Source organism: Streptomyces sp. UG1, from assembly GCF_049974585.1.
GTDB lineage: Bacteria > Actinomycetota > Actinomycetes > Streptomycetales > Streptomycetaceae > Streptomyces.
In genome coordinates this window covers 79,350-105,133 of record NZ_JBNGGG010000047.1, presented here as the reverse complement: position 1 = coordinate 105,133, position 25,784 = coordinate 79,350, and the positions used below count along the sequence as shown (strand labels likewise).

Below are 25,784 nucleotides of genomic sequence, written 5' to 3'. Positions count from 1 at the left end.
CCATCACCCCGGAACCACCCACACCCGAGTCGCCCGAGTCACCGAAGTGGCCCGAGTCACCCGAGCCGGACCCGGCCCCCCCCCCCGGAACCGCACCCGGCGGCTCAGGACGCCCCCCCGCACCATCGGCGCCCGACCCCGACCCGGAGCCGGCCCCCGCCCCGGCGCCCGCGCCGTCGTCGGTGCACGCCCAGCCGACCATCGTCGCGCCCGTGACGCCGCCCGGCGGCACCCCGCCGCCCCCGGCCCCGGCGCCCGCGCCCTACGGCCAGCCGGGTCAGCAGCAGCCGTACGGACAGGCTCCCGCCCCGACCGCCCCGCCGCCCCCCGGCTACGCCCAGCCCCAGGCCCCGCAGGCCCCCCAGGCCCCGGCCCCGCCGCCGGGTTACGGCCAGCCGACGCCGCCCCCGGGCTACGGCCAGCAGCCCCCCTACGGCCAGGTCCCCGGCCAGCAGGCGCCCTACGGAGCCCCGCAAGGCGCCCAGCAAGGCGTGCCCCAGGGCGCGCCTCAGGGCCCCGGCGTCGGTGCCGCGCTCCAGCAGTTCAAGGAGACGCCCACCGGCCAGCGCTGGACGCAGCAGAACAAGAAGCTGGTCCGCGTCGACCTCGGCATCGGCGGTCAGCCCGTGCTGGCCCGGCAGGGCAGCATGGTGCTCTACCAGGGCAAGGTCGACTTCAGCTACCGGGGCGCCGGGTTCGCCGGCCGGATCGCGGGCAACGCGACCGGCCAGGAGATGCAGCTCATGCGCTGTACGGGCCAGGGGCAGGTGTTCCTCGCCGAGAACTCCACGATGCTGCACCCCATCGAGCTCCAGGGCGACGGCATCTGCGTCTCCGCGGAGAACGTCCTCGCCTTCGACGAGAGCCTCCAGTACGAGATCCGCCGTATCGAGGGCCACGGCATCCCCGGCGGCGCGCTGTTCACGATGCAGTTCACCGGCACCGGCACGATCGTCGTCAAGACGCACGGCACGCCCGTGGTGCTGCCGGTCACTCCCACGACGTTCGCCGACGCCAACGCCGTCGTCGCCTGGTCGTCCGCCGCCCAGGTGGTCGTCTCCAGTCAGGTGCGGATGCGGCACAACGCCTACCCCGGCGCCACCGGAGAGAGCGTCAACCTGCAGTTCCGGGCCGGCCCCGGCAACTTCATCGTCGTCCAGCCGTACGAGATCTGAGGGAGAGCCCGTCATGAACCAGCCGCTCGCGGGCTACGCTCCCGCACCCGTCACCGCCCGCATGGAAAACCACGGCAACCACATGGCGAAGGTCGCCATGCAGACCGGGCACGACCTCTTCGCGCGCGTGGGCTCGATGGTCGCCTACGAGGGCTTCGTCCAGTACGAGCCCAACCCGCCGGCCGTGCGCCAGATCGCCAAGGACTGGCTCACCGGCGAGGGCGCGCCCCTGATGAAGTGCTCCGGCGACGGACTGCTCTACCTCGCCGACTACGGCGCCAACGTCGTCGTGATCAACCTCAACGGCGACGGCATCTCCGTCAACGCCACCAACCTGCTCGCCTTCGACGCGCACCTGACGTGGGGCGTCGAGCGGGTCAAGGGCCTGGCGAAGTTCGCCGGGCAGGGCCTGTGGAACACCAAGATCTCCGGGCAGGGCTGGGTCGCGCTGACCTCCCGGGGCAAGCCGATCGTCGTCGACTGCGGCGGTGGCGAGGACGAGACGTACGTCGACCCGGACGCCCTCGTCGCCTGGTCCCCGAACCTCAAGGTGAAGGGCAAGCGCAGCTTCAAGGCGCAGTCGCTCATCGGCCGGGGCAGCGGCGAGGCCTACCAGATGGCCTTCTCCGGACAGGGCATCGTCGTCGTCCAGCCGAGCGAGGACAGCACCGACCGCCTCCGGGTCCGGGGCTGAGGGGGAGCCAGGAAACGCCATGCAGAGCCCGATTTTCGCCTACAACGAGCAGCAGACCCAGGACCGCTGGAGCCTGCAGAACAAGCAGATGCTCCGCGTCGCCCTGGAGGGACAGGACGACATCCTCGCCCGCAAGGGCACGATGGTCGCCTACCAGGGACTCGTCGAGTTCGACGCCGAGTACCAGAGCAACCAGCAGTCACGCGCGCGTGCGCACACCGGTGAGGGCCTGGACCTCATGCGCTGCCACGGGCAGGGCACGGTCTACCTCGCGAACCTCAAGCAGCACGTGCACGTCATGGACGTCGACCAGGACGGGCTGACCGTCGACAGCAGCTATGTGCTGGCGATGGACTCCTCGCTGCACCACGAGGTCATCGCCGTGGACAGCCTCTACGGCATCTCCGGCTCCGGGAAGTACCAGCTCAACATCACCGGCCGCGGCAAGGTCGCCCTGATGACCTCCGGGATGCCGCTGTTGATGCAGGTGACGCCCGACAAGTACGTCAACTGCGACGCGGACGCGATCGTCGCCTGGTCCACCGCGCTGCGCGTGCAGATGCAGGCCCAGACGCACTCCTCCGGGGTGTGGCGGCGCCGCGGCAACACCGGCGAGGGCTGGGAGCTCAGCTTCATGGGCTCCGGATTCGCGCTCGTCCAGCCCAGCGAGCTGCTGCCGCCGCAGAACGCCCAGATCGGCTCCGGCCTCGCCGCGCAGTACGGCATGGGGCAGCAGGGAGCGCGCGGCCAGAACCAGGGCAACGTCTGGAGCTGACCGTCCGGAAAGCAGACGTAAGGGGCGACCGCCATGGCGGTCGCCCCTTACGTCTGGCCGGAGGTCACAACCTCTGGCCGAAGGTCACAGCCTCGCGCGCGTCGCGTCCAGCAGTCGTACGACCGACTCGTCCGCCACGTCAGCCACCTCGCCGTAGCCGAACCAGCGCAGGTCGAGGGACTCGTCGCTGATCGCCTCCACGGCGCCGGCCGGGGCCAGCGCCGCGTACTGCACGTCCAAGTGCCAGGCGCAGGGCGTGCGATGGCGGTCCAGGCGGACCGGGCCGCCCGGCAGCAGGGTCAGGCCCGCGACGCCCGACTCCTCCGTCCCCTCGCGCAGGGCGGCCGCCGCCAGTGTCTCGTCGGCCGGTTCGCAGTGGCCGCCCATCTGCAGCCACATGCGCAGCTTCTTGTGCAGGGTCAGCAGCACCCGCTCGCGCGCGGGGTCGATCACCAGCGCGCTCGCCGTGATGTGCCCGTCGCCGCAGGCCTTCCACATGCCGTCCGGGTGGGTCTCCAGGTGCTCCAGGTACGTCCGGCGCAGCTCTTCCTGGCCCTCGTACCCCTTGAGGACGAGGACCGCGTCGTCGTACAGGCTCACTCGGTCTCGTCGCCCTTGGTGTCGTCGTCCTTCTTCAGGTTCGGCTTCTCGGAGCCGCCCGCCGCCTCGCCGAGCATCTTGTCCAGCTCGGAGAAGTCGATCTGCTCGCGGTGCACGAAGCCGTCCGGGTCGTCCAGGTCGGTGGCCGTCGGCAGCATGTCCGGGTGGGCCCACAGGGCGTCCCGGCCGTCGACCCCGCGCGCGTCCGTGAGCGAGGCCCACAGGCGCGAGGCGTCACGCAGCCGGCGCGGTCGCAGCTCCAGGCCGATCAGCGTGGCGAACGTCTGCTCCGCGGGGCCGCCCGAGGCGCGGCGGCGACGCAGGGTCTCGCGCAGTGCGTCGGCGGACGACAGCCGCGGCTTGGCGGCCGCGTGGACCACCGCGTCCACCCAGCCCTCGACGAGGGCCAGAGCGGTCTCCAGACGGGCCAGGGCCGCCTTCTGCTCCGGGGTGTCCTCCGGCTGGAACATGCCCTGCTGCAGGGCGTCCTGGAGCTGCTCGGGGTTCTGCGGGTCGAACTGGCCGACCACGTCCTCCAGCTTGGCGGTGTCGACCTTGATCCCGCGCGCGTAGCCGTCGACTGCGCCGAACAGGTGCGAGCGCAGCCACGGCACATGCGCGAAGAGGCGCTGATGGGCGGCCTCGCGCAGGGCGAGATAGAGCCGCACCTCCTCCTGCGGGACGCTCAGGTCCTTGCCGAACGTCTCGATGTTCACCGGCAGCAGCGCGGCCTTGCCGGCCGGGCCGAGCGGCAGACCGATGTCGGTCGAGCCGACGACCTCGCCCGCGAGCACGCCGACGGCCTGCCCGATCTGCGTGCCGAACATGGCGCCGCCCATCGAGCGCATCATGCCGATCAGCGGGCCGGCCATGGCCTGCATCTCCTCCGGCAGCACGTCGCCCATCGCGGTGCCGACGCGCTCGGCGACCGGGTCGACGAGCTCCTGCCACGCGGGCAGGGTCGCCTCGACCCACTCCGCGCGGCTCCAGGCCACCGCGGTGCCCGCGCCGGACGGCAGGGACGTCACGTCGTCCAGCCACAGGTCGGCCAGGCGCACGGCCTCCTGGACGGCGGTGCGCTCGGCGGGGCCGACGCTGGCGTCCTTGGTGCCGTCCGCCGTGCCCTGGGAGACCGTCTGGCGGGCGATCTGCTTGGCCATGTCCCAGTTCACCGGGCCGCCCTCGTACGAGAGCATCTGCCCCAGCTGCTGGAACGCGGCGCCCAGGTCGGTGGGGTTCAGCGAACCGAACATGGCCGCGAACGGATTGTCCGCACCGCCCCCCGGGCCCCCGGCACCGGACAGCCCGAAACCGAACGGGTTGGCCGGTCCCTGACCACCACCGCTCTGCGGGTCCTTCTTCTTGCCCTCGTCGCCGTCTTCCGGCTCCTCCGGCGGAAGGCCGAAACCGAATGGGGTGTCACTCACGGGATTCCTCGGCTGGTAAGGCCACCGGCTGGCGCCGACGGCACGACTGCCCGATAACACCACCCAGCGTAGACACCGCGAGCCGATCGGGCCTCGGTGCTTCGCCGACTCTCGGCCTGCGGCAGGATGGATGCCACCTGGTACGGACGCGTCACTCGCGTTCGTACTGAAGACAACCGCTGGAGACGCCCGGTGAGTTCCCCTGATCCGCAGGTTCGCGCAGCGCGAAACCAGTCAACCCCTGCCTCCGCGCGCGGCGCGCGCGGACCCGTCGTCGCGGTGACCGGCGCCGCGTCCGGAATCGGAGCGCTGCTCACCGAGCGGCTGGCCGCATCCGACGAGGTCAAGCAGGTCATCGCCATCGACGAGCGGCGCGGTGACTGCGCGGCGGCGCAGTGGCACATCCTGGACGTGCGGGATCCGGCCATCGCGGACAAGCTGCGGGGCGCCGACGTGGTCGTGCACCTGGCGCTCGACCTGGACCTGGAGACGGATGCGGCCGCCCGGACGGCATACAACGTTCGGGGGACGCAGACCGTGCTGACGGCCGCGGCGGCGGCCGGAATCCACCGGGTGGTGCTGTGCACCTCGGCGATGGTCTACGGGGCGCTCCCCGACAACGAGCTGCCGCTGTCCGAGGACGCGGAACTGCGGGCGACGGCCGAGGCCACCGGCGTCGGGGACCTCCTGGAGATCGAGCGCCTCGCGCGCAGGGCGCCCAGGGCCCACCCCGGACTCAACGTCACCGTCGTACGGCCCGCGATCCTGGTCGGCGGCACCGACACCGCGCTGACCAGGTATTTCGAGTCACCTCGGCTGCTGGTCGTGGCCGGCTCGCGGCCCGCCTGGCAGTTCTGCCATGTCGAGGACCTGTGCGGCGCCCTGGAGTACGCCGTCCTGGAGAAGGCCGACGGGGAACTCGCCGTCGGCTGCGACGGCTGGCTCGAACAGGAGGAGGTCGAGGAGCTCAGCGGGATCCGGCGCATGGAGCTGCCCTCGGCGGTCGCCCTGGGTGCGGCGGCCCGGCTGCACCGCATCGGCCTCACGCCGTCCCCGGCCGGGGACCTGGCCTACACGATGTATCCGTGGGTGGTGAGCGGGAGCCGGCTGCACGACGCGGGGTGGCGGCCGCGGTGGACCAACGAGGAAGTGCTCGCGGAACTGCTGGAGGAGGTCTCCGGCCGTCACACGGTCGCCGGGCGCCGGCTCGGACGCAAGGACGCGACGGCGGCCGGTGCCGCGGGCGCGACGGTGGCCCTGCTGGGCGCGGCAGCCGTGGTACGTCGGGCGCGGAAGGCAAGGCGGCGGATCTGACCCGGCGAGGGCCGCGCCCGGACCGGCCAGGGCTCACTTCACCCCTCCCGGACCTCCCCCGGAGACCTTCCCGGAGACCTCCTCAGAAGACCCTGTGCAGCAGGCTCCAAAGGCCCCTCTGTAGGAGGCTCCAACCCGCACGCGCGTGTGCCCGGCGATATCGCTATTCCGCCTCCCCGCGCGCGTACGGCACGATGGGGTCATGGCACCTATCAACGATCACCCCGGTGAGCTGCGCGCTCAGGACCCGGTCAAGCTCATCGCCATCCGAGAGACGGCCCTGTCCCTGGACGAGGTCTTCCGGGCCGTCGGGGACGACGCCGCCGGCGGGACCGCGCTGTTCGTGGGGACGGTGCGCAACCACGACGGGGGTGCCGACGTCGACGAGCTCGGGTACTCGTGCCATCCCAGCGCCGAGGCCGAGATGCGGCGGATCGCCGAGAAGGTCGTCGCGGAGTACCCGGTGCGGGCGCTCGCGGCCGTGCACCGGGTCGGGGACCTCAGGGTCGGGGACCTCGCGGTCGTCGTCGCCGTCTCCTGCCCCCATCGCGGCGAGGCCTTCGAGGCGTGCCGGAAGCTGATCGACGACCTCAAGCACGAGGTTCCCATCTGGAAGCACCAGAAGTTCTCGGACGGCACCGAGGAGTGGGTCGGGGCCTGCTGAGGGGCCCAGAGGAGCCCTGGGGGCGCCCTCCTCAACCCCCATCCGCCCCACTCCGGTTGCGTAACCGCCCCCCTGACGTGAGCGTTGTCAGTGCCAGCGGTTAATCTGCTGATCAGTCAGTTGCGGTCGCTCATGGGATGGGAGGACGGCATGGCGGCGCTCGCCTGGTTGCTCATTCCGCTCGTCGTCGGGGTCTGCGCCGGCCTGTGGGGCAGTTGGGCCAACCGCACCCGCAAGGTACGGGGGGACGGCCCGGAGCTCGACGGTTACGCCCGATTCCGCGCGGCCATGGAGAAGCCCCCCTCCCGCACCTGATCGCCCGGCCCCCGGCCCGTGGCCCGTGGTCACAGCCGGGTTCACGGCCCTGACGGGGCACTGACAGGACTGTCACGTACTGTCGAGGCATGCCACGCCGCACCGCGACGATGCTCGCCTCCACCCTGATGCTGATCGCGCTCCTGTGCGCGGGAGTCTTCATCCCCGTGCCGTACTCGGAGATGTCCCCGGGGCCGACGGTGAACACGCTCGGCGATCACGACGGCGAGCCGGTGCTGCAGATCTCCGGGCACAAGACTTACGCGACGTCCGGGAACCTCAACATGACCACGGTCCGGGTCACCAGCGCCGACTACAAGATGAACCTGGTGGAGGCCGTCTACGGATGGCTGGCGCACGACAACAAGGTCGTGCCGCACGACACCCTGTACCCGGACGGCAAGACCGAGGAGCAGTCCACCCAGGAGAACGCCGAGGAGTTCAGCCAGTCCCAGGAGAGCGCCAAGGTCGCCGCCCTGAAGGCGCTGGACATCCCGGTGCAGAGCTGGGTGATCGTCTCGACCGTCGTCAAGGGCACCCCGGCCGAGGGCAAGCTGCACGCCGGTGACGTGATCAAGGCCGTCGACGGTACGGCGGTGAAGGAGCCCGGCGACGTCGCCGAGCTGGTGACCAAGCACAAGCCCGGCCAGGACGTCCTCTTCACCATCGTGCCGGCCAAGGAGCAGGCCGCCGCCGAGAAGGAGCGCAGGGCGCCGACGAAGACCGAGAAGGTCACGATAAGGACCGCCGAGTCCGACGACAGCGGCAAGAAGCGCGCCATCGTCGGGATCTCGGCCGGGACCGACCACACCTTCCCGTTCACCATCGACATCAAGCTCGCCGACGTCGGCGGCCCCAGCGCGGGCCTGATGTTCGCGCTCGGCCTCTACGACAAGCTCACCCCGGGCAGCCTCACCGGCGGCAAGTTCGTCGCCGGCACCGGCACCATCGACGACGCCGGCAAGGTCGGGCCCATCGGCGGCATCGAGATGAAGACCGTCGGCGCGCGCGAGAAGGGCGCCCAGTACTTCCTGACGCCCGCCGACAACTGCGCGACCGCCGCCCGGGACGTCCCGAACGGGCTCACCCTGGTCAAGGTCGACACCATCGACGACGCGCTCGGCGCCCTGAAGGACATCCGCTCCGGCGACACCGCAGACCTGCCCAAGTGCACGGCCAGGAGCTGAGCCACGGGGGGCGTGGTACGGCGACCCGGGGTGCCCCCTCACGTCGAGGGCGCCCTCCGTCGCCGTACCGGAAGACCTCAGTCCGCGAACGTCGCCGCCAGTGCCTGCGCCAGACCCGGGACCAGGTCCGGGCCGGTCAGGACCTCCGTCGGGGTGTCCTTCTCACGCAGGCGCAGGGCCGACTCACGGGTGCCGTCGCGCAGGACCGCGACCGTCATGCGGACCTCCTGGCGGTCGGGGTGGTCCGCCACCCACTTCGCGAGCCTTGCCTCGCTCAGGCCCTGCGGGACCTGGGCCTCGGCGGACGGGGGCAGCATCATCCGCTCGACGGTGAGCGCGCAGCCGGCCACCGCGTCGGGCCAGGCGATGGTGCCCAGGAACTCATCGAGCGGCTTGCCCGTTTCCATCTCGTCCTGCTCGATCGGGGTCAGGCCGGAGGACTCCTGCTCGTCCCCCAGGCCGAGCTGGGCGGCGAGGCCGGGTTCCTGGGCTCGCAGCCGTGCGGTGTCGACGAGGGCGAAGAGGCGGGCGGGCTGGTCCCAGCCGAGGCCGGAGGCGTACTCGTCGATCTCGAGGACGGCCCGGGTCAGCGGGTTCGCAGCCATGGGAGTGTTGGACATGGTCACAATCCTGCCTCGTTCCTGGCCGGAATCGGGAACTGAGTAAAGGGTGAGTAAGTTGCATAGGTGTGGGCCCACGATCACAGGGGGCCACGGAGGGTCCACGAAGACGCGGGCCTGACGAATCAACAGCGAACTTCGGGGTGCGAACCTTGGCTTTCCAGATGCCGGACCGCGGCGGAGGCCCGACCGGGCCACGGATCAGAGTGGGCCGACCGTCCCGGCGTGTCCGGACCCTGCTCATGACACTGGGCGTGCTCGCCGTCCTCGGCATGGCCTTCACCATGTTCGCGGGGTTCTGGACGGACTGGCTCTGGTACCGGTCGGTGAACTACTCCTCGGTGTTCACGACCACGCTGTGGACGAAGATCGGACTCTTCTTCGTCTTCGGTCTGTTGATGGCCTTGGCGGTCGGCTTCAACATCTGGCTTGCGCACCGGCTGCGCCCGCCGCTGAGCGCCATGTCGATGGAGCAGCAGAGCCTCGACCGCTACCGCATGGGCATCGCGCCGTACAAGAAGTGGCTGCTGCTCGGGATCACCGCACTCGTCGGTCTGATCGCCGGCGCCTCCGCCTCCAGCCAGTGGCGGACCTGGCTCATGTGGGTCAACGGCGTGCCCTTCGGCGAGAAGGACCCGCAGTTCAACCTGGACGTCGGCTTCTACGCCTTCGACCTGCCCTGGTACCGGTTCCTGCTGGGCTTCGGCTTCGCCGCCGCGATCCTGTCCGTGATCGCCGCCGCGCTCACCCACTACCTGTACGGCGGCCTGCGCATCACCAGCCCGGGCGCGCGCGCCACGGCCGCGGCCACCGGCCATCTGTCGGTCCTCATCGGCATCTTCGTCGCCCTGAAGGCGGTCGCGTACTGGCTCGACCGGTACGGACTCGCGGTGAAGTCCAGCGACTTCAAGGCCACCGACAACTGGACGGGCCTCAGGTACGTCGACGCCAACGCCTATCTGCCGGCCAAGACGATCCTGTTCTGCATCGCCGTCATCTGCGCGCTGCTGTTCTTCGCCACCCTGTGGCGGCGCACCTGGCAGCTGCCCGTCATCGGCTTCGGCCTGATGGTGCTCTCGGCGATCCTCATCGGCGGCCTGTACCCGGCGATCGTCCAGCAGTTCCAGGTCAAGCCGAACGAGCAGGCCAAGGAAGCGCCGTACGTCGACAAGAACCTCAAGGCGACGCGCGAGGCCTACGGCATCGACGACACCCAGGTCAGCGAGTACCCGGGCACGAGTCAGACCAAGGACAAGACCCAGTTGCGCGACGACGTGGATCCCACGGCGAGCATCCGGATCCTGGACCCGAACATCGTCTCGCCCACGTTCCAGCAGCTCCAGCAGATCAGGAACTACTACGCGTTCCCGACCAACCTGGACGTCGACCGCTACAGCAAGGACGGCAAGGACCAGGACACGGTCATCGGTCTGCGTGAGATCAACCTCAACGGCATTCCGAAGCGGAACTGGATCAACGACCACTTCCGCTACACCCACGGCTACGGCGTGGTCGCCGCCGAGGGGACCAGCGCCGACACCCAGGGCCGGCCGGAGTTCACCGAATCCGACCTGCCGTCCAAGGGCGACCTCGGGAAGTACGAGCAGCGGGTCTACTACGGCGAGAAGACCACCATGTACTCGATCGTCGGCGGTCCCCAGAAGGAGATCGACTACTCCGACGACAGCGGTGAGAAGACCTACAGCTACAAGGGCGACAGCGGAGTCAGCCTCTCCAACCCGGTCAACCGGGCCGCGTACGCGGTGGCGTTCGGCGAGCCGCAGATCCTGTACTCCGGTGCGATCGGCGACGGTTCGCGCATCCTGTACAACCGCACGCCCAAGGAGCGCGTCGAGGCGGTCGCCCCGTGGCTGACCATCGACGGCGACGCCTACCCGGCGGTGGTGGACGGCCGTATCCAGTGGATCGTCGACGCGTACACGACGACCAACGGCTACCCGTACTCCTCGCGCACGACCCTCGGCGACACGACGGCGGACTCGCTGACCGCGAGCAACAACCAGCGTGCGGTGGTGGCCCAGCAGAACCAGGTCAACTACATCCGCAACTCGGTGAAGGCGACGGTCGACGCGTACACCGGCCAGGTCAAGCTCTACCAGTGGGACACCGAGGACCCGGTCCTGAAGACCTGGATGAAGGCGTTCCCGGACACGGTCGAGCCGAAGAGCGAGATCTCCAAGTCGCTGATGGCCCATCTGCGCTACCCGCAGGACCTGTTCAAGGTCCAGCGCGAGCTGCTCACCCGCTACCACGTGAAGGACGCGACGACGTTCCTCAGCGGCAGCGAGGTCTGGCAGGTGCCGGACGACCCGACCAACAAGTCGGGCAGCGCGGTGCCGCCGTACTACCTGAGCATGAAGATGCCCGACCAGAAGGCGCAGGCGTTCTCGCTGACGACGACGTTCACCCCGAACGGCCGGGACAACCTCAGTGCGTTCATGGCCGTGGACGCCGAGGCGGGCACCAGTGGCTACGGCAAGATCAGAGTCCTGAAACTGCCGACCAACACGACGGTCAACGGACCCAGTCAGGTCCAGAGCCAGTTCAACTCCGAGCAGAACATCGCCGAGACCATCAGGCTGCTGAGAGGCGGCGACTCGGAGGTCGAGTACGGCAACCTGCTGGCGGTGCCACTCGACGGCGGACTGCTCTACGTGGAGCCGGTCTACGTGCGCGGTGGCGGACTCAAGTACCCGCTGCTGCGGAAGGTGCTGGTGTCCTACGGCGGCAGCACCGCCTTCGAGGACACCCTCGGCGAGGCCCTGAACAAGGTCTTCGGAGCGGAGGGCCCGACGACAGAGCCTCCGGACGAGGGTGACGAGGAAGGCGGTACGACGCCGCCGCCGACGTCCGACAATCCGACGGTCCAAGACGCGCTCAACGACGCCCAGAAGGCCTTCGAGGCCGGCCAGGAAGCCCTGAAGAAGGGTGACTGGGAGGCGTACGGCCGGGCGCAGGAGGATCTCCAGGAGGCGCTGAAGCGGGCCGGGGACGCGCAGGCGCAGGCCGACAAGACCGGCGGCGGCGCGGGCAGCAGCGGCAGCGGCGCGAGCCCGAGTTCGAGTCCGAGCCCGAGCGGCAGTCCCACCGGCACTTAGGGACGGACGGTTGATCGAATGGCCCACCTTGCGCCGTGATACGGTTGCCGGACAACGGCGCGGGGTGGAGCAGCTCGGTAGCTCGCTGGGCTCATAACCCAGAGGTCGCAGGTTCAAATCCTGTCCCCGCTACTGAAGTCGACGAGTATCTCGTACGACAGCGAAGGCCCGGATCCTCCAAGGATCCGGGCCTTCGTGGTGTGCGAACGCATGTGCCGCACGGCGGGACGGTCGTGCCGCCGTGGGGAGTTGGGAGAACTGTGTTTGACTTGTCTCTCTGTGGGCATGTCGACAAAACGCTGAAGTGACCTCACTGGCTGCGGTATACCAGGTGTACCCAGGTTGCAGGTGGTGCGACGATGGACGTTATGGGGGACAAGGCAACTCTGTTGGAGACAGGGCGGTTTGCGCAGCCTGCCGACTTTGTACAGCCGACGGGCGATTTCGTGCAGCCGGAGGGTGACTTCATCGTCGACCGGCCGGCCGACCAGGACGAGACGGGAGCGGCCGTCGAGGAGTTGCGGCAGCGGCTCGCCGCCGAGACCGGTGACGCCGAGGCGATGAGCGTCCTCGGCGCCATGCTGCTGCGCCGCGGAGACCTCGACGGAGCCGAGCCCCATCTGCGTGCCGCCACCGCGGCCGGTGACCGGGCCGCCGCCAACAACCTGGGAGTCCTCCTCCACCAGCGCGGGTACGCCGACGAGGCCGCCGGATGGTGGCGGATCGCCGCCGTCGCCGGTTCGGCCGCGGCCGCGCACGCGCTGGGACGCCATCACCGCGAGCGGGGCGACGAGCCCGCCGCCGAGTACTGGCTGCGCCAGTCCGCCGAGCAGGGGCACGCGCTGGGCGCGTACGCGCTCGCCGATCTGCTGGAGCACCGCAGCGACGACCGGGCCGAGCAGTGGATGCGGGCCGCGGCCGAGCGCGGGCACCGCGAGGCGGCGTACCGGCTGGCGCGCGCGCTCGACCGGCAGGCGACGCGGACGGGCGAGGACGGGGCCGACGACGGTGCTGGGACCGGCGACGCGCTGCTGGACGAGGCCGAGCAGTGGTACCGGCAGGCCGCCGCGCGCGGGCACCGCAGGGCCGCGCTGCACCTCGGGGCGATCCTCGAGAAGCGCGGGCAGTTGAAGGAGGCCGGGCGCTGGTATCTGACGTCCGCCAAGGACGGCGAGGCGCGGGCCGCCTGTGCGCTCGGGTTCCTGCTGCGCGACGCCGGGGACACCGAGAGCGCCGCCGTGTGGTGGCTGCGGGCCGCGCAGGACGGCGACGGCAACGCCGCGAACGCGCTGGGCGCACTGCACGCCGAGCGCGGCGAGACCCAGACCGCCGAGCGGTGGTACCGGGCCGCCATGGACGCAGGCGACGTGAACGGCGCGTACAACCTCGGGCTGCTCTGCGCCGAGCAGGGGCGCACCGCCCAGGCCGAGCAGTGGTACCGGCGGGCGGCGTACGCGGGCCACCGCGAGGCGGCCAACGCGCTGGCGATCCTGCTGCTCCAGGGCGGGGACGCCGGCGGCGCCGAGCCGTGGTTCTCCAAGGCCGCGGAGGCGGGCAGCGTGGACGCCGCGTTCAATCTGGGCATCCTGCACGCCGGGCGGGGCGAGGAGCGGGCCGCGCTGCGCTGGTACGAGCGTGCCGCGGCCGCCGGCCACACCGAGGCGGCGCTGCAGGTAGGCATCGCGCGGCTGCGGGACGGGGACGAGCACGCGGCGGAGCGGCATCTGCGGTGCGCGGCCGGGGCGGGCAGCGCGGAGGCCGCGTACCGGCTGGCGACCGTGCTGGACTCCCGGCGGCCGCCGGAGCCCGCGCATGAGCTGGGGGAACCGGCGCACGAGAAGACCGAGTGCGAGGAGTGGTACGAGCGGGCGGCCTCCCAGGGCCATCGGCGGGCGCAGGTCCGCGTCGGCATGCTGGCCGCCGCCCGGGGCGACGTGGTGGAGGCGGCCCGGTGGTACCGGGAGGCCGCCGAGGCCGGTTCGCGCAACGGTGCCTTCAATCTCGCGCTGCTGCTGGCCCGGGAGGGCAGCGAGCCGGAGGCGGCCCTGTGGTGGACGCGGGCGGCAGACGCCGGGCACGGGCGGTCGGCGCTGCGGCTCGCCCTGCTCTACGCGCGTCGCGGGGAGCTGGCGGAGGGGCAGCGGTGGGCCGACCGAGCGGTGAGCCTGGGACCGGCGGAGGTCGCGGAGCGGGCCGCGCGGCTGCGGGACGCGCTGCGTGAGGAACTGTCGGCGTGACTTTGCTGTGAGCGGGCGCTGCGCGCGCCGTCGCGGTTGTTTCGCCTCCGCCGCCCCCACTCGTCCTCGAACGCCGGACGGGCTGAGTAAGGAGAGCGACCCGCGACCAGCGATTTGCCTCTGCCCGCGTCCTTGACGTAATGTTCAGTTCACCGACGCGGGGTGGAGCAGCTCGGTAGCTCGCTGGGCTCATAACCCAGAGGTCGCAGGTTCAAATCCTGTCCCCGCTACTGAAGGCCTGGGGCCGGAATCCGAAAGGGTTCCGGCCCCAGGTGCGTTTCACGGCGTGTGGCCCACCGCCTCCTCGTACAGGGACCGGCTCACCGTCCGCGACTCCGGCAGCGGGCTCCCCTCCGCCACACCCTGCGCCTCATAGGCCGCCTGGAGGCGAGAGGTCGTGCCGGAGCGGATCTCCCAGTCCATGACCAGGGGCGGAGTGGATCGGAGGATCGACTCCTCGGCCTTGAGCAGCTTGGCCAGATAAGTGACGAATCTCGCATCCCGCTTGTAGTCGGACGCGAAGTACGTGTTCACCGTGCGGATGTACGCCCTCAGCAGGGCCACACCCGCGTCCACGTCGTCCTGGAGCAGCGCACGGCCGTAGAGCATGCCGCCCAAGGGCTCGCCGCGCGGCTGGCCGCCCAGGAAGGCGTACCCACGCTCGCCGTCCACCTTGCGCCAGACCGGGTCCAGGAGCCACGCGGAGTCGACGCCGCCGTTTTGCAGGGCCGTGAGGACGTCGGCCGAGCCGAGCTGCTGGTACTGGATGTCGGCGAGGCCGCCGCCGTGCCGCTGAAGCGCCTTCTCCATGGGGTACGCGATGACCGAGCCCTTGCCGATCATCGTGCCCAGCTTGCGGCCGGCCATCGTGACGCGGTCCGCCCTGTCGCCGTCCTTCAGCCGTACCCACAGCCCGCTCCTGGACTTCGCGGCGGGCGAGAAGTTCCCCGCGACCCACTTGATGTCGAAGCCGCCCTTGACGCCGTTCATGACGGCCGCCTCCGGGGCCGCCCACAGGGCGTCGACGTCCCCCTTGGCCAGCAGGGGCAGCGCGTCCGGGGTCGGCAGCACCTTCAGGGTGACGTCCAGGCCCTCCTTCTCGAACTCGCCCTTGTCGAGCGCCACTTGCAGCGGGGCCACGTACTCCGCGCTCAGCGTCCCCGTCGCGATCGTCAGCTCGCGCCGCTCGGACAGCGGCTGTGGGGGAGGGGCGCCGGGCAGACAGCGGGCCGGAGTGCGGTTCGGGGAGAGGTCCTTCGGATCCGTCCAGGCCTTCGCGCCGCAGCCCTCGACCGGGCGGACGGTGCGGTCGCCGGCGGCCGCCTTCGACGAGGAGTCCGACTCGTACGGCGACGAGCACGCCGCCGACGCCAGCAGGGCCGCGGTGAGGACGGCGCCGTATGCCGGGTTCCGCCTGCTCATGACTGGCCCCTTCCGCGGTCCCTCGGTGCCCAGGGCGTCAGCAGGCGTCCGGCGAAGCGGATCAGTTCGGAGAAGAGCACTCCGAGGACCGCGACGCAGACGATGCCGACGAACATGACGTCGTTCTGGAACAGCGCGCGCGAGTCGAAGATCAGATGGCCCAGGCCGTTCGTCGCGGCGATCTGCTCCGACGCGACGATGACCAGGACCGCCACACCCGCCGCGATGCGCGCGCCCACGAGGACGGCGGGGAGGGACGCCGGAAGCAGGACGTGACGGAACATCTGCCATCGCGAGGCGCCGAAGACCTGGCCCGCGTCACGGTGGCCGGCGGGGATGGACATGACCGCGGACATGGTGGAGATCCACACGAAGAAGAACACCGTCGCCGCCACGAGCGCCACCTGCGGGCCCTCGCCCAGGCCGAACATGTTCAGGAAGACCGGCAGCAGGGCCAGTTTGGGTACCACGTACAGCGCGTCCAGCAGCGGTTCCAGCGCCGCTCGTACCAGCGAGAGCGATCCCATCAGCAGGCCCAGGGCGTAGCCGGCCGCCGTGCCGGCCGCGTAGCCCGCCAGGACGCGCTTGAGCGTCGCCCACACGTCCGGCCACAGCTCGCCGGCCGCGGCCCGGTCCCAGCCGTCGGCGAGGATCGTGGACGGGGCCGGGTAGACGCGGTCGTCGATCCAGGCCCGGTTCGCGGCCAGTTGCCACAGCAGGACGAGGAGGAGGGGAACGGCGAGCGCCAGCGAGAGCTCCAGCGCGCGCCTGCGGCGATGGGTGCGCGCGGGGTGGAGTTCGCGCGGGCCCGGGCGGCGGATCAGGACCGACTCGGCCGGCGGCTTGGGGATCGTGGTCATGCCGGTACTGCCTCCTTCCGCAGCAGGTCCCACAGTTCGCTCTTCAGGGCGGTGAACTCGGGCGTCGCGCGGATGTCGCCGGAGCGCGGGCGCGGGAAGGGCGGGCGGTGCTCGGCGATGATCCGGCCGGGGCGGGCGGACATGACCAGTACGCGGTCGCCGAGGACGATGGCCTCCTCCAGGCTGTGCGTGATGAAGAGCGTGGTCGTGCGCAGCGACTGGGTGATGTCGAGGAGTTCGTCCTGGAGGATCGTGCGCAACTGGGCGTCGAGGGCGGCGAAGGGCTCGTCCATCAGCAGGAGTTCGGGTTCCACGGCCAGGGCGCGGGCGATGGCCACGCGCTGGCGCATACCGCCGGAGAGGGCGGCCGGGTAGGCGTCCGCGAAGTCCGACAGGCCCATGCGGGCCAGCCAGTCGTCGGCGCGTGCGGTGCCCTCGCGGCGCGGGACGCGCTGGATGTCCAGGCCGAAGCGGACGTTGGCGCGGACGGTCTTCCAGTCGTAGATGCCGTAGTCCTGGAAGATCATGGCCGCCGGACGTTGGCTGGTGGTACGGATCTGAAGGGTGCCGGCGCTGGGGCGGAGCAGGCCCGCGGCGATGCGCAGCAGGGTCGACTTGCCGCAGCCGGAGGGGCCGACGACACAGACGAACTCGCCAGGGGCGACGGTCAGATCGAGGGGGCCGAGGGCGTGGACCGTGTGGGGGGTTCGGCCGAAGGTACGCGTCAGATCTTCAGCCTTGAGTTTGGGATACGGCTCTCCGGTCGGTGTCGGGGTCGGTGCTGGCTCTCCCACTTCGGTCTCCTCCACTTCGGTCTCCTCGCGGAGTGCGGAACGGACGTGTGGGTGATGTACGGGTGGGTGCCGTTGACCATATGACGGGCCGTCAGATTCGGGAACCCCGCCCGCATTCGGGCAGCACAGAGCCCCGGCAGTCGACTCGACCGCGCCGGGGCTCGGGGTGTGGCGGGTTCAGGCCTTCGCGCAGTTCGGGCAGATGCCGCGGTAGGTCACCTCGACGTCCGAGACCGTGAAGCCGAAGCGCTCGGTGTCGGGGAGGTCGGCCATCGGGTTGCCCGTCGGATGGACGTCCCGGATCGCGCCGCACCGGGCGCAGACCAGGTGGTGATGGGGCCGGTGGGCGTTGGGGTCGTACCTCTTCGCGCGCTTGTCGGTCGAGACCTCGAGTACCTCGCCGAGGGACACCAGCTCGCCCAGTGTGTTGTAGACGGTCGCCCGGGAGATCTCGGGCAGCTTGGCGACGGCTCGGGCGTGCACCTCGTCGGCCGTCAGGTGGACGTGATCGCCGGCGAGCACCTCGGCCACGACGCGCCGCTGCGCGGTCATCCGCCATCCGCGTCCGCGCAGCCGTTCGAGAAGGTCACTCATGGAAAACACTTTAACAGCAGGAGGACCAGGTTCCGAATGGGTGTGGTTTTGGAGGTCGGCTTAATTTGGACGAAGTCCAGTATAGGTCCGAGACCGACTGGCCGGGCCCCTTCGAGGGCCCGGCCAGTCGCGCGGGATCAGCCGGTCGCGTGAGGTCAGGCCGGTACGTGCTGCCGCGCGGGTGCCCAGCAGCGGATGATGTCGCGGACCGAGACGATGCCGACGGGCTCGTCGTGGTCCAGGACGATCAGATGCCGGAAGCCGCCGTGCGCCATGGCGCGGGCCGCCTCCTCCAGGGTCCAGGACGGCGCGGCGAACACGACGTCGGTGGTGGTGTGGTCATGGGCGCGTTCGGTGTCCGGGCTCTGGCCGAGGCCGACGGAGACGAGGATGTCGCGTTCGGTGAGGATGCCGATACCGCCCGCGTCGGGGTCGTGGACCACGGCCGCGCCGACCTGGCGGGTCGACATCAGTGCGGCGGCCTGGCGAAGGGTGTGGGTGGGGCCGATGGTGAGGACCACGGTGCTCATGGCGTCACGTACGAGCATGGATGGAGCCACCTCCTGAAGTGCCCCCGCACCGTTTGTTCATCGTTTCACAAATTCACAAGTGGGGGGACCTTCAGAGTGACAGGTAAAGAGGGGGTCAACAAGGGGGCGTTCAGTAGCGCTCGTTGAGGTACCCGAGGAACTCGTCGTGCAGCAGGCCGTTCGAGGCGGCGGCGTTGCCGCTGTGCGGGCCGGGGCGGCCGTCGAGGCCGGTGAAGGTGCCGCCCGCCTCCGTCACGATGATCGCGTTGGCGGCCATGTCCCACAGGGACAGCTCGGGCTCGGCGCAGATGTCCACCGATCCCTCGGCGACCATCATGTACGGCCAGAAATCGCCGTACGCGCGCGTGCGCCACACTTCACGCGTCAGATCGAGGAACGCGTTGAGCCGCCCCCGCTCCTCCCATCCGGTCAGCGAGGAGTACGCGAATGAGGCGTCCGTCAGCTTGGAGACCTGGGACACCCGCAGCCGGGTCGCGGAGGACAGGCTGCGGCCGGTGAAGGCGCCGTGCCCCTGGGCGGCCCACCAGCGCCGCCCGAGCGCGGGCGCGGACACCAGGCCGACGACGGGCTGGTAGCCGCCCTCCCCGGCCTCCATCAGGGAGATGAGCGTGGCCCAGACCGGAACGCCGCGCACGTAGTTCTTCGTGCCGTCGATCGGATCGATCACCCAGCGGCGGGGTCCGGTGCCCTCGACGCCGTACTCCTCCCCGAGGATCGCGTCTCTCGGCCGGGCCCGCTGCAACTGCCCGCGGATGAGCTCCTCGGCGGCCTTGTCCGCCTCGCTCACCGGGGTCATGTCCGGCTTCGTCTCGACCTTGAGGTCGAGCGCCTTGAATCGGGCCATGGTGGCGGCGTCGGCGGCGTCCGCGAGGACGTGGGCGAGTCGCAGATCGTCGAGGTAGTCCGGCATGGAACGAACCGTATCCGCCGTGGTCGGGGTGGGGCTACAGGCCCCGGGATCACGGGCGGGTCGCAATTACGCCGGGCGGGGCCGGGGTGAACCCTCCGGCCGAACCCGCGCAGGCGCCGCGGGCATCCGCGTCCCACCGCCGGAGCTACATGCCCTCGCGAACCCTTGACAGTGCCCCTGTGCGCGTCAAATCTGGGCGCAGAGCCGCTCGTCCTCGGGAGGCGATGATGCCTGCAGCGCGGGAATCCCTGCTGGACGCCGCGTACACGGCGCTGGCGCGCCGGCCGTGGTCCGCCGTGCGGATGGTGGACGTGGCCGCGGCGGCCGGAGTCTCCCGGCAGACGCTGTACAACGAGTTCGGGAGCAAGGAAGGGCTGGCCCGCGCGCTCGTCAGAAGGGAGGCCGACGGCTACCTCGCCGGCGTCGACCGCGCCCTGGCCACCCCCAGCGACGCCCGCGACCGCCTCACCGCCACCGCCGAGTGGACCGCCGCCCACGCCCGCGACAACGCGCTCGTCCGCGCCATGCTCACCGGCTGCTGGAGCGAACGCCTGCCCTCCCCGACCCTGTCCGCCGTCCCGTCCTCCTCCGCCGTCCCGGCACAGCGCCGCGCCGACGGCCCCCTCCCGTCACCCGGCGACTTCGTGGCCATCGTGCGCGACCGGGCCGTGTCCGTCCTGACCGGCCCCGCGGGCAACAAGTCCGACACCGCCGACCTCGCCCGCTCCTGCGAACTCGTCGCCCGGCTCGCCCTGTCCTGCGTCGCCGCCCCACCCGGCGAAGGCGGCGTCGCCGACCTCGTACGCAGCGCGCTGCACCGGCAGTTGGCGGTCTGACCCCGGGGCCTGGTGCGGGCCCCGAGCGGACCTGGCGAAGTCGACTGTGGTTCGGCAGCGCCCCAAAGGGGCGCGGGGCTGTGTCGACATGCGGCTGCCGCCGCGTGGGCGCGACCAGCCACGACGAGTCCGCAGGCGAACGACGGCACATCGTGGCACTTCCAGCGGAGCGCTCAGTGCGCCGCCCCCGACAACTGCAACCCGATGATCCCCACGATCACCAGCGTGATCGACACGATCTTCAGCGTCGAGACGATGTCCCCGAGGAAGACCATCCCGTAGATCGCGGTGCCCGCCGCCCCGATCCCGGTCCACACCGCATACGCCGGCCCCACGTCCAGCTTCCTCAGCGCCAGCGTCAGCAGCCCGAAGCTGCCGAGGGCGAAGACGCAGAACGCGATGGTCGGCCAGAGCCGGGTGAAACCGTGTGACAGTTTCAGACTGACCGCGAAGCCGGTTTCGAGCAGCCCCGCCACAATGACCAGCAGCCACGCCATGTGCTGTCCTCCCGTATCCCCACGTTCAGTGACCGCTTCATCAGGCTTGGATCCGGCTCGGTGCGATTATGCCCTTACCGGACGTACAGCCAGGCAAACAACGCGGAGGTCAGTCGCCTTCCCTGCGCTCCCGGGTGGCCAGCAACCGCCGCAGTGAGTACAGCCGCGCGGGGTCCGCGTGCCCCTGTGCCACCCAGTCGTCGAGCGCGCAGTCCGGTTCGTCATGACTGCACGCACGCGGGCAGCCCTCGGTTCCCGGCTCGAGGTCGGGGAACGCGTGGATCACGCGCGACGGATCGATGTGCGCCAGCCCGAAGGAGCGCACTCCCGGAGTGTCGATCACCCAGCCGTCCACCTCCGTCAACGGCAGCGCCAGCGCCGACGTCGTCGTGTGCCGGCCCCGCCCGGTCACCGCGTTCACCACCCCCGTCGTACGCCGGCGTTCCTCCGCCACCAGCGCGTTCACCAGCGTCGTCTTGCCCACGCCCGAGTGCCCGACGAACGCCGTGACCCGGCCGTGAAGATGCTCGCGCACCCGGTCCGCCGCGCCGCCGTCCGCCAGTTCCTCACGGCTGGTGACGACGAACGGGATGTCCAACGCCCCGTACAGCTCGAGGAGTTCGTCCGGCGGCGCCAGGTCCGACTTCGTCAGCACCAGCAGCGGCTCCAGGCCGCCGTCGAACGCCGCCACCAGACAGCGGTCGATCAGCCGCGGCCGTGGCTCGGGGTCGGCGAGGGCGGTGACGATGGCCAGTTGGTCGGCGTTGGCCACGACCACGCGCTCGAAGGGATCGTCGTCGTCGGCGGTACGGCGCAGCAGCGACGACCGTTCCTCGATCCGTACGATCCGCGCGAGGGTGTCCTTCTTGCCGGACAGGTCGCCGACCAGCGCCACCCGGTCACCGACCACCGCCGCCTTGCGGCCGAGTTCGCGGGCCTTCATCGCCAGCACGACCCGGTCCTCGACGAGGCAGGTCAGCCGCCCCCGGTCGACGGTGAGGACCATGCCCTCGGCGGCGTCCTCGTGCTTGGGCCGGATGTTGGTACGGGGCCGGGTGCCCCGGCGGCCGGGGCGGGTACGGATGTCGTCCTCGTCGGTGTGCTTGCCGTAGCGGCGCATGACTGTATCCCCGCGTCCTACGCCCCGAGCATCCCGGTCCACAGCTCGGGGAAGTCCGGCAGGGTCTTCGCCGTCGTCGCCACGTTCTCGATCCGCACGCCCTCGACCGCGAGGCCGATGATCGCGCCGGCGGTGGCCATGCGGTGGTCCTCGTAGGTGTGGAAGACCCCGCCGTGCAGCTTGCGCGGTCGGATGTGCAGACCGTCGGCGGTCTCGGTGACGTCGCCGCCGAGTTCGTTGATCTCCTTGGTCAGCGCGGCCAGGCGGTCGGTCTCGTGCAGCCGCAGGTGTGCGACGCCGCGCAGGGTCGAGGGGGAATCGGCGAGGGCCGCGACCGCCGCGATGCCCGGAGTGAGTTCGCCGACCTCGCTCAGGTCCACGTCGATGCCGTGGACCGAGCCGGAACCGGAGAACACGAGCCCGTACTCGGTCAGTTCGCAGGAGCCGCCCATCTCGGTGAAGATCTCCCGCAGCCGGTCACCGGGCTGGGTGGTGCGGGCCGGCCAGTCCGGGATGAGCACCTTGCCGCCGGTCACCAGCGCCGCCGCCAGGAACGGCTGGGCGTTGGACAGGTCCGGCTCGACGGTCAGATCACGGCCGAGCAGGGCGCCCGGCGTGACCCGCCAGACGTTCGGCTCGCCGCCCGACTCCGGAGTGTCCACCTGGGCGCCGACGGCGCGCAGCATGTCGACGGTCATCCGGATGTGCGGCATGGAGGGGAGCGTGGAGCCGGTGTGGCGGACCTCGACGCCCTGGTTGAAACGCGGGCCGGACAGCAGCAGCGCCGACACGAACTGGGACGACGACGAGGCGTCGACCTCCACGGGGCCGCCCTCCAGCGCACCGCCGCCGTGCACCGTCAGCGGCAGCGCGCCGCGGCCGTCGTCGTCGATCCGGGCACCCAGGGCGCGCAGGGCGTCGATCACGCCGTGCAGGGGGCGCTCGTACGACCTCGGGTCGCCGTCGAAGCGGATGGGGCCGTCGGCCAGCGCGGCGACCGGCGGCAGGAAGCGCATCACCGTGCCGGCGTTGCCGACGTCGACCGTGGCCGGGCCGCGCAGGCCTGCCGGCAGGACGCGCCAGGCCTCGCCGGTGCCGTCGGGGCCGACGCCCTCCTCGATCTCGATGCCCATCGCGCGCAGGGCCTGAGCCATCAGCAGGGTGTCGCGGGAGCGCAGGGGGCGGCGCAGCCAGCCGGGTTCGCTCGCCAGGGCGGCGAGGACCAGGGCGCGGTTGGTGACCGACTTGGACCCCGGGACGTGGACCGTCGCGTCGACGGCCCCGCTCGCGTGCGGGGCGGGCCAGAGGGCGGTGTGCGTGGGGTTCGGGGCCATGCGCCCACTCTATAAGGAGGGGGTTGGGCAGGCCGTCTGTCGGCCTGTCGGCTGCGGGTCCGTTGTGGCTGGTCGCGCCCACGCGGCGGAGCCGCATACCGACGCGGCCCCGCGCCCCTGTGACGCCGTCCGTTCGGGGCGCGTCACAACTCCAAGAGCCACCTTCCCCCGCCTACCAGCGAGCACAGCGACACCGCATGGAACAGGAAGAACCACAAACCCGCCGGTACGTGCGTCAGCCGCGACAGTTGGTCCGCGTCCGAGTCCCCGGCGCCCCCGCGAGCGCGCTTGGCTTGAAGTTCGAACGCCGGGCGTACGCCCCCCAGCAGCAGGAACCACACCACCGCATAGGCGAACGCCGCCTGGACCTGCGGCCCGGTGAGCCATGAGACCAGCAGGAACGTGCCGCCTGTGACGAACACCGTCAGGGCCCCGTACGCGTTCCGGATCATCACCAGCATCGCCACCAGCAGGGCGGTGGACAGCCACAGCAGCAGGGTGATCCGGCCGGCGGCCAGCAGGGCCGCGCCGCCGAGCCCCAGCAGCGGCGGAGCCGTGTAGCCCGCGGCCGCGGTGAGGATCATGCCGATGCCGTGCGGCTTGCCTCGGCTGACGGTGAGGCCGCTGGTGTCGGAGTGCAGGCGTATGCCGGTCAGGGTCCGGCCGGTCAGCAGCGCGATCAGGCCGTGGCCGCCCTCGTGGGCGATGGTGATGGCGTTGCGCGACAGGCGCCACAGGCCGTGCGGGACGACCACGACGAGCGCGGCGACCAGGGTGGCGATCACGACCCACAGGTCAGGGTCGGGCTGGGTGCCGGCTACCTCGTCCCAGAGGGAGGCGAGCGAGGCGGATGCGGTGCTGTCCATGTCAGGCGATGGCTCCCTGTGGTCGGCTGGAGTGCGGCAGTGTTGCACGGAAGTCCGGACGCTATCTGAGACGCCGACGCCGCAGCCATCGTTCCTGGCGGTGAACGTGCAGGTCACAGGGTTGGGGTCGCGGGGCCGCCCGGGGCACTCGCGGGCGCAGCACCACCTGCGACACTGGTTCGCCACGACAGCAGGCGGGGAGGGACGGCTCCAGATGTGCGGACGGTATGCGGCCAGTCGTAGGCCCGAGGATCTCGCGGGAATCTTCGAGATCGAGAAGTGGGAGCCCGAGGAGGCCCTCGAACCGGACTACAACGTGGCCCCGACGAAGGAGGTCCACGTCGTCCTCGACCGTCCCCTGAAGGACGCGGAGGACCCCCGGCCGGTCCGGCAGCTCCGCAAGCTGAAGTGGGGGCTGGTGCCGAGCTGGTCCAAGACCCCCGAGAGCGCCTTCAAGATGATCAACGCGCGCGCGGAGACGGTGCACGAGAAGCCGTCGTACCGCCGGTCCTTCTCCTCCCGGCGCTGCATCATCCCCGCCGACGGCTACTACGAATGGGTCACCGGAAAGCAGGAGCGCGACCTGGAGGTCGAGGGGAAGCGGAAGCGGCCGCGCAAGCAGCCCTACTTCGTGTTGCCCGCCGACGGCTCGGTGTTCGCGATGGCCGGGCTGTACGAGTTCTGGCGGGACAAGACGCTGCCGGACGAGCACCCGCAGGCCTGGTGGGTGACCTGCTCCGTCATCACCACGGAGGCCGAGACGACCCCGCTGGCCGTCGCGCCCGAGGACGGCCCGCACACGCTCGCCGAGATCCACCCCCGCATGCCGCTGATGCTGACCCCGGACCGCTGGGACGACTGGCTCGACCCGGCCCGCACGGACCCCGGCGACCTGCGCACCCTGCTCGACCCGCCGCCGCCCGGACTGATGCGCGCCTACCCCGTCTCCACCCTGGTCAGCAACGTCCGCAACAACGGCCCGGAGCTGCTGAAGGAGCTGGACGGGCCCGAAGAGGGCACACTCTTCTGATGTGACGACCGACGATGTGACGACCGGGCCCGACGTGACGACCGAGATCATTGGCACCGACGCGGGGGACGCCCGCATCACCTGGCACCCGGCGGCCGGCGCACGGCTGGTTCTGGCCGTGAGCCACGGCGCCGGAGGCGGCATCGGGGCGCGCGACCTCGTGGCGCTCGCCGAGGTCCTCCCGGCGCACGGCGTGACCGTCGCCCTCGTGGAGCAGCCCTGGCGAGTGGCCGGCAAGAAGGTGGCGCCCGCGCCGAAGACGCTCGACGCCGGCTGGCGGGGCCTGTGGCCCGCGCTCACCGCGCCCGGGCTGCCGGTGATCTCCGGCGGCCGCAGCGCGGGCGCCCGCGTCGCCTGCCGCACCGCCGTCGAACTCGGCGCGCGCGCCGTGCTCGCCCTCAGCTTCCCGCTCCACCCGCCGGGCAGGCCCGAGAAGTCCCGCGCCGACGAGCTGCTCGGCGCCGGGGTGCCCACCCTCGTGGTACAGGGCGGGAACGATCCGTTCGGCAGGCCCGAGGAATTCCCCGACGGCGACTACGAGCTGGTCGAGGTGGCGTACGGCGATCACGCCTTCGCCGTGCCCAAGCGGGCGCCGCTCGATCAGGACGAGGCAGTGGCGATCGTCACGGACGCGGTGGTGAAGTGGGTCGGGTCACTGGGGTAAAGCCTCGGGAATGTTGCGGACCCGCCCTCTGTTGTGGCGGACAGCGGTGCTGAAACCAGCAGCGCAGACGTCGTAGGAGAGGAAGTCCGCCGCATGGGTTCGACCTTCTGCCCGGCCCGCAGCAGCCGCACTGACCTGGACTGGACGGTGCTGCACGCGGCCAAGACCGCTCCTATTCG

Annotated in this window: 25 protein-coding genes and 2 tRNA genes; 14 read left to right on the top strand and 13 right to left on the bottom strand. The window is 71.1% G+C overall.

From position 1 onward, the window contains the following. From ACP4J3_RS40900 to ACP4J3_RS40890, 3 genes are all read left to right on the top strand, one after another. On the top strand, positions 1–1,175 hold a 1,175-nt coding region (locus ACP4J3_RS40900), incomplete at its 5' end, for an AIM24 family protein (protein WP_426541598.1). Between the two features lie 13 nt (positions 1,176–1,188). Further along, positions 1,189–1,869, top strand: a complete 681-nt coding sequence (locus ACP4J3_RS40895) for an AIM24 family protein (protein ID WP_426541596.1) — start codon at positions 1,189–1,191, stop codon at positions 1,867–1,869. 19 nt (positions 1,870–1,888) lie between these two features. Continuing rightward, the gene (locus tag ACP4J3_RS40890) at positions 1,889–2,644 is read left to right on the top strand and encodes an AIM24 family protein (protein WP_426541594.1); all 756 of its coding nucleotides are present in this window, start codon (positions 1,889–1,891) and stop codon (positions 2,642–2,644) included. 84 nt (positions 2,645–2,728) lie between these two features. On the opposite strand, the gene ACP4J3_RS40885 is transcribed toward ACP4J3_RS40890, so the two are convergent. Both ACP4J3_RS40885 and ACP4J3_RS40880 read right to left on the bottom strand, forming a co-directional pair. After that, a complete protein-coding gene (locus ACP4J3_RS40885) occupies positions 2,729–3,244 on the bottom strand; it encodes an NUDIX hydrolase (RefSeq protein ID WP_426541592.1) in 516 nt (171 codons plus the stop codon). Continuing rightward, positions 3,241–4,671, bottom strand: coding sequence for a zinc-dependent metalloprotease (locus ACP4J3_RS40880; RefSeq protein ID WP_426541590.1), 1,431 nt, complete (start codon positions 4,669–4,671; stop codon positions 3,241–3,243). The genes ACP4J3_RS40885 and ACP4J3_RS40880 overlap by 4 nt, the downstream gene beginning before the upstream one ends. 192 nt (positions 4,672–4,863) lie before the next feature. Between ACP4J3_RS40880 and ACP4J3_RS40875 the strand changes: the two genes are divergently transcribed. From ACP4J3_RS40875 to ACP4J3_RS40860, 4 genes are all read left to right on the top strand, one after another. Then, entirely contained in the window at positions 4,864–5,985 is a 1,122-nt protein-coding gene (locus ACP4J3_RS40875) for an SDR family oxidoreductase (protein ID WP_426541588.1), read from the top strand. A 202-nt stretch (positions 5,986–6,187) separates the two neighbouring features. After that, a complete protein-coding gene (locus tag ACP4J3_RS40870) occupies positions 6,188–6,649 on the top strand; it encodes a molybdenum cofactor biosynthesis protein MoaE (RefSeq protein WP_426541586.1) in 462 nt (153 codons plus the stop codon). A 90-nt stretch (positions 6,650–6,739) separates the two neighbouring features. After that, entirely contained in the window at positions 6,740–6,964 is a 225-nt protein-coding gene (locus ACP4J3_RS40865) for a hypothetical protein (protein ID WP_426541618.1), read from the top strand. An 89-nt stretch (positions 6,965–7,053) separates the two neighbouring features. Further along, on the top strand, positions 7,054–8,151 hold the full coding sequence (locus tag ACP4J3_RS40860) for a YlbL family protein (RefSeq protein ID WP_426541584.1): 1,098 nt from the start codon (positions 7,054–7,056) through the stop codon (positions 8,149–8,151). A gap of 77 nt (positions 8,152–8,228) precedes the next feature. Here the strand turns inward: ACP4J3_RS40860 and ACP4J3_RS40855 are convergent, their stop codons facing one another. After that, positions 8,229–8,771, bottom strand: a complete 543-nt coding sequence (locus tag ACP4J3_RS40855; RefSeq protein ID WP_426541582.1) for a PPA1309 family protein — start codon at positions 8,769–8,771, stop codon at positions 8,229–8,231. A gap of 164 nt (positions 8,772–8,935) precedes the next feature. On the opposite strand from ACP4J3_RS40855, the gene ACP4J3_RS40850 reads away from it, so the two are divergent. From ACP4J3_RS40850 to ACP4J3_RS40835, 4 genes are all read left to right on the top strand, one after another. Further along, positions 8,936–11,890 (top strand): UPF0182 family protein, encoded by a 2,955-nt coding sequence (locus ACP4J3_RS40850; protein ID WP_426541616.1) that lies wholly within the window; start codon positions 8,936–8,938, stop codon positions 11,888–11,890. A gap of 58 nt (positions 11,891–11,948) precedes the next feature. Beyond that, a tRNA-Met gene (locus ACP4J3_RS40845) sits at positions 11,949–12,022 on the top strand. A 227-nt stretch (positions 12,023–12,249) separates the two neighbouring features. Continuing rightward, on the top strand, positions 12,250–14,127 hold the full coding sequence (locus ACP4J3_RS40840; protein WP_426541581.1) for a tetratricopeptide repeat protein: 1,878 nt from the start codon (positions 12,250–12,252) through the stop codon (positions 14,125–14,127). A gap of 156 nt (positions 14,128–14,283) precedes the next feature. Continuing rightward, a tRNA-Met gene (locus ACP4J3_RS40835) sits at positions 14,284–14,357 on the top strand. 49 nt (positions 14,358–14,406) lie between these two features. On the opposite strand, the gene ACP4J3_RS40830 is transcribed toward ACP4J3_RS40835, so the two are convergent. The 6 genes from ACP4J3_RS40830 to hisN form a co-directional block, all read right to left on the bottom strand. Beyond that, positions 14,407–15,549, bottom strand: a complete 1,143-nt coding sequence (locus ACP4J3_RS40830) for an ABC transporter substrate-binding protein (protein ID WP_426541579.1) — start codon at positions 15,547–15,549, stop codon at positions 14,407–14,409. Beyond that, positions 15,546–16,409 (bottom strand): ABC transporter permease, encoded by an 864-nt coding sequence (locus tag ACP4J3_RS40825; RefSeq protein WP_426541577.1) that lies wholly within the window; start codon positions 16,407–16,409, stop codon positions 15,546–15,548. Before ACP4J3_RS40825 ends, ACP4J3_RS40830 begins: the two co-directional genes overlap by 4 nt. Next, the gene (locus tag ACP4J3_RS40820; RefSeq protein WP_426541614.1) at positions 16,406–17,203 is read right to left on the bottom strand and encodes an ABC transporter ATP-binding protein; all 798 of its coding nucleotides are present in this window, start codon (positions 17,201–17,203) and stop codon (positions 16,406–16,408) included. Before ACP4J3_RS40820 ends, ACP4J3_RS40825 begins: the two co-directional genes overlap by 4 nt. Positions 17,204–17,380: 177 nt before the next feature. Next, positions 17,381–17,797 (bottom strand): Fur family transcriptional regulator, encoded by a 417-nt coding sequence (locus tag ACP4J3_RS40815; protein ID WP_426541575.1) that lies wholly within the window; start codon positions 17,795–17,797, stop codon positions 17,381–17,383. 155 nt (positions 17,798–17,952) lie between these two features. After that, a complete protein-coding gene (locus ACP4J3_RS40810; protein ID WP_426541573.1) occupies positions 17,953–18,345 on the bottom strand; it encodes a CBS domain-containing protein in 393 nt (130 codons plus the stop codon). Between the two features lie 112 nt (positions 18,346–18,457). Continuing rightward, on the bottom strand, positions 18,458–19,258 hold the full coding sequence (gene hisN, locus ACP4J3_RS40805; RefSeq protein ID WP_426541571.1) for a histidinol-phosphatase: 801 nt from the start codon (positions 19,256–19,258) through the stop codon (positions 18,458–18,460). Between the two features lie 224 nt (positions 19,259–19,482). Here hisN and ACP4J3_RS40800 point away from each other — a divergent pair, with 224 nt between their 5' ends. Beyond that, on the top strand, positions 19,483–20,094 hold the full coding sequence (locus ACP4J3_RS40800; RefSeq protein WP_426541569.1) for a TetR/AcrR family transcriptional regulator: 612 nt from the start codon (positions 19,483–19,485) through the stop codon (positions 20,092–20,094). 173 nt (positions 20,095–20,267) lie between these two features. Here ACP4J3_RS40800 and ACP4J3_RS40795 read toward each other — a convergent pair whose 3' ends face one another. The 4 genes from ACP4J3_RS40795 to ACP4J3_RS40780 all read right to left on the bottom strand — a co-directional run bounded on the left by ACP4J3_RS40795 (position 20,268) and on the right by ACP4J3_RS40780 (position 23,911). After that, a complete protein-coding gene (locus ACP4J3_RS40795; protein WP_426541567.1) occupies positions 20,268–20,591 on the bottom strand; it encodes a DMT family transporter in 324 nt (107 codons plus the stop codon). A 109-nt stretch (positions 20,592–20,700) separates the two neighbouring features. After that, complete coding sequence (gene rsgA / locus ACP4J3_RS40790; protein ID WP_426541565.1) at positions 20,701–21,711, bottom strand: ribosome small subunit-dependent GTPase A; 1,011 nt, start codon at positions 21,709–21,711, stop codon at positions 20,701–20,703. 17 nt (positions 21,712–21,728) lie between these two features. Then, on the bottom strand, positions 21,729–23,045 hold the full coding sequence (gene aroA / locus ACP4J3_RS40785; RefSeq protein WP_426541563.1) for a 3-phosphoshikimate 1-carboxyvinyltransferase: 1,317 nt from the start codon (positions 23,043–23,045) through the stop codon (positions 21,729–21,731). A gap of 143 nt (positions 23,046–23,188) precedes the next feature. Next, positions 23,189–23,911, bottom strand: a complete 723-nt coding sequence (locus ACP4J3_RS40780; protein ID WP_426541561.1) for a M50 family metallopeptidase — start codon at positions 23,909–23,911, stop codon at positions 23,189–23,191. Positions 23,912–24,125: 214 nt separating this feature from the next. Here ACP4J3_RS40780 and ACP4J3_RS40775 point away from each other — a divergent pair, with 214 nt between their 5' ends. Continuing rightward, entirely contained in the window at positions 24,126–24,941 is an 816-nt protein-coding gene (locus ACP4J3_RS40775) for an SOS response-associated peptidase (RefSeq protein ID WP_426541559.1), read from the top strand. Positions 24,942–24,975: 34 nt separating this feature from the next. Further along, positions 24,976–25,605, top strand: a complete 630-nt coding sequence (locus tag ACP4J3_RS40770; protein WP_426541612.1) for an alpha/beta family hydrolase — start codon at positions 24,976–24,978, stop codon at positions 25,603–25,605. The last annotated feature ends 179 nt before the right edge of the window (positions 25,606–25,784 follow it).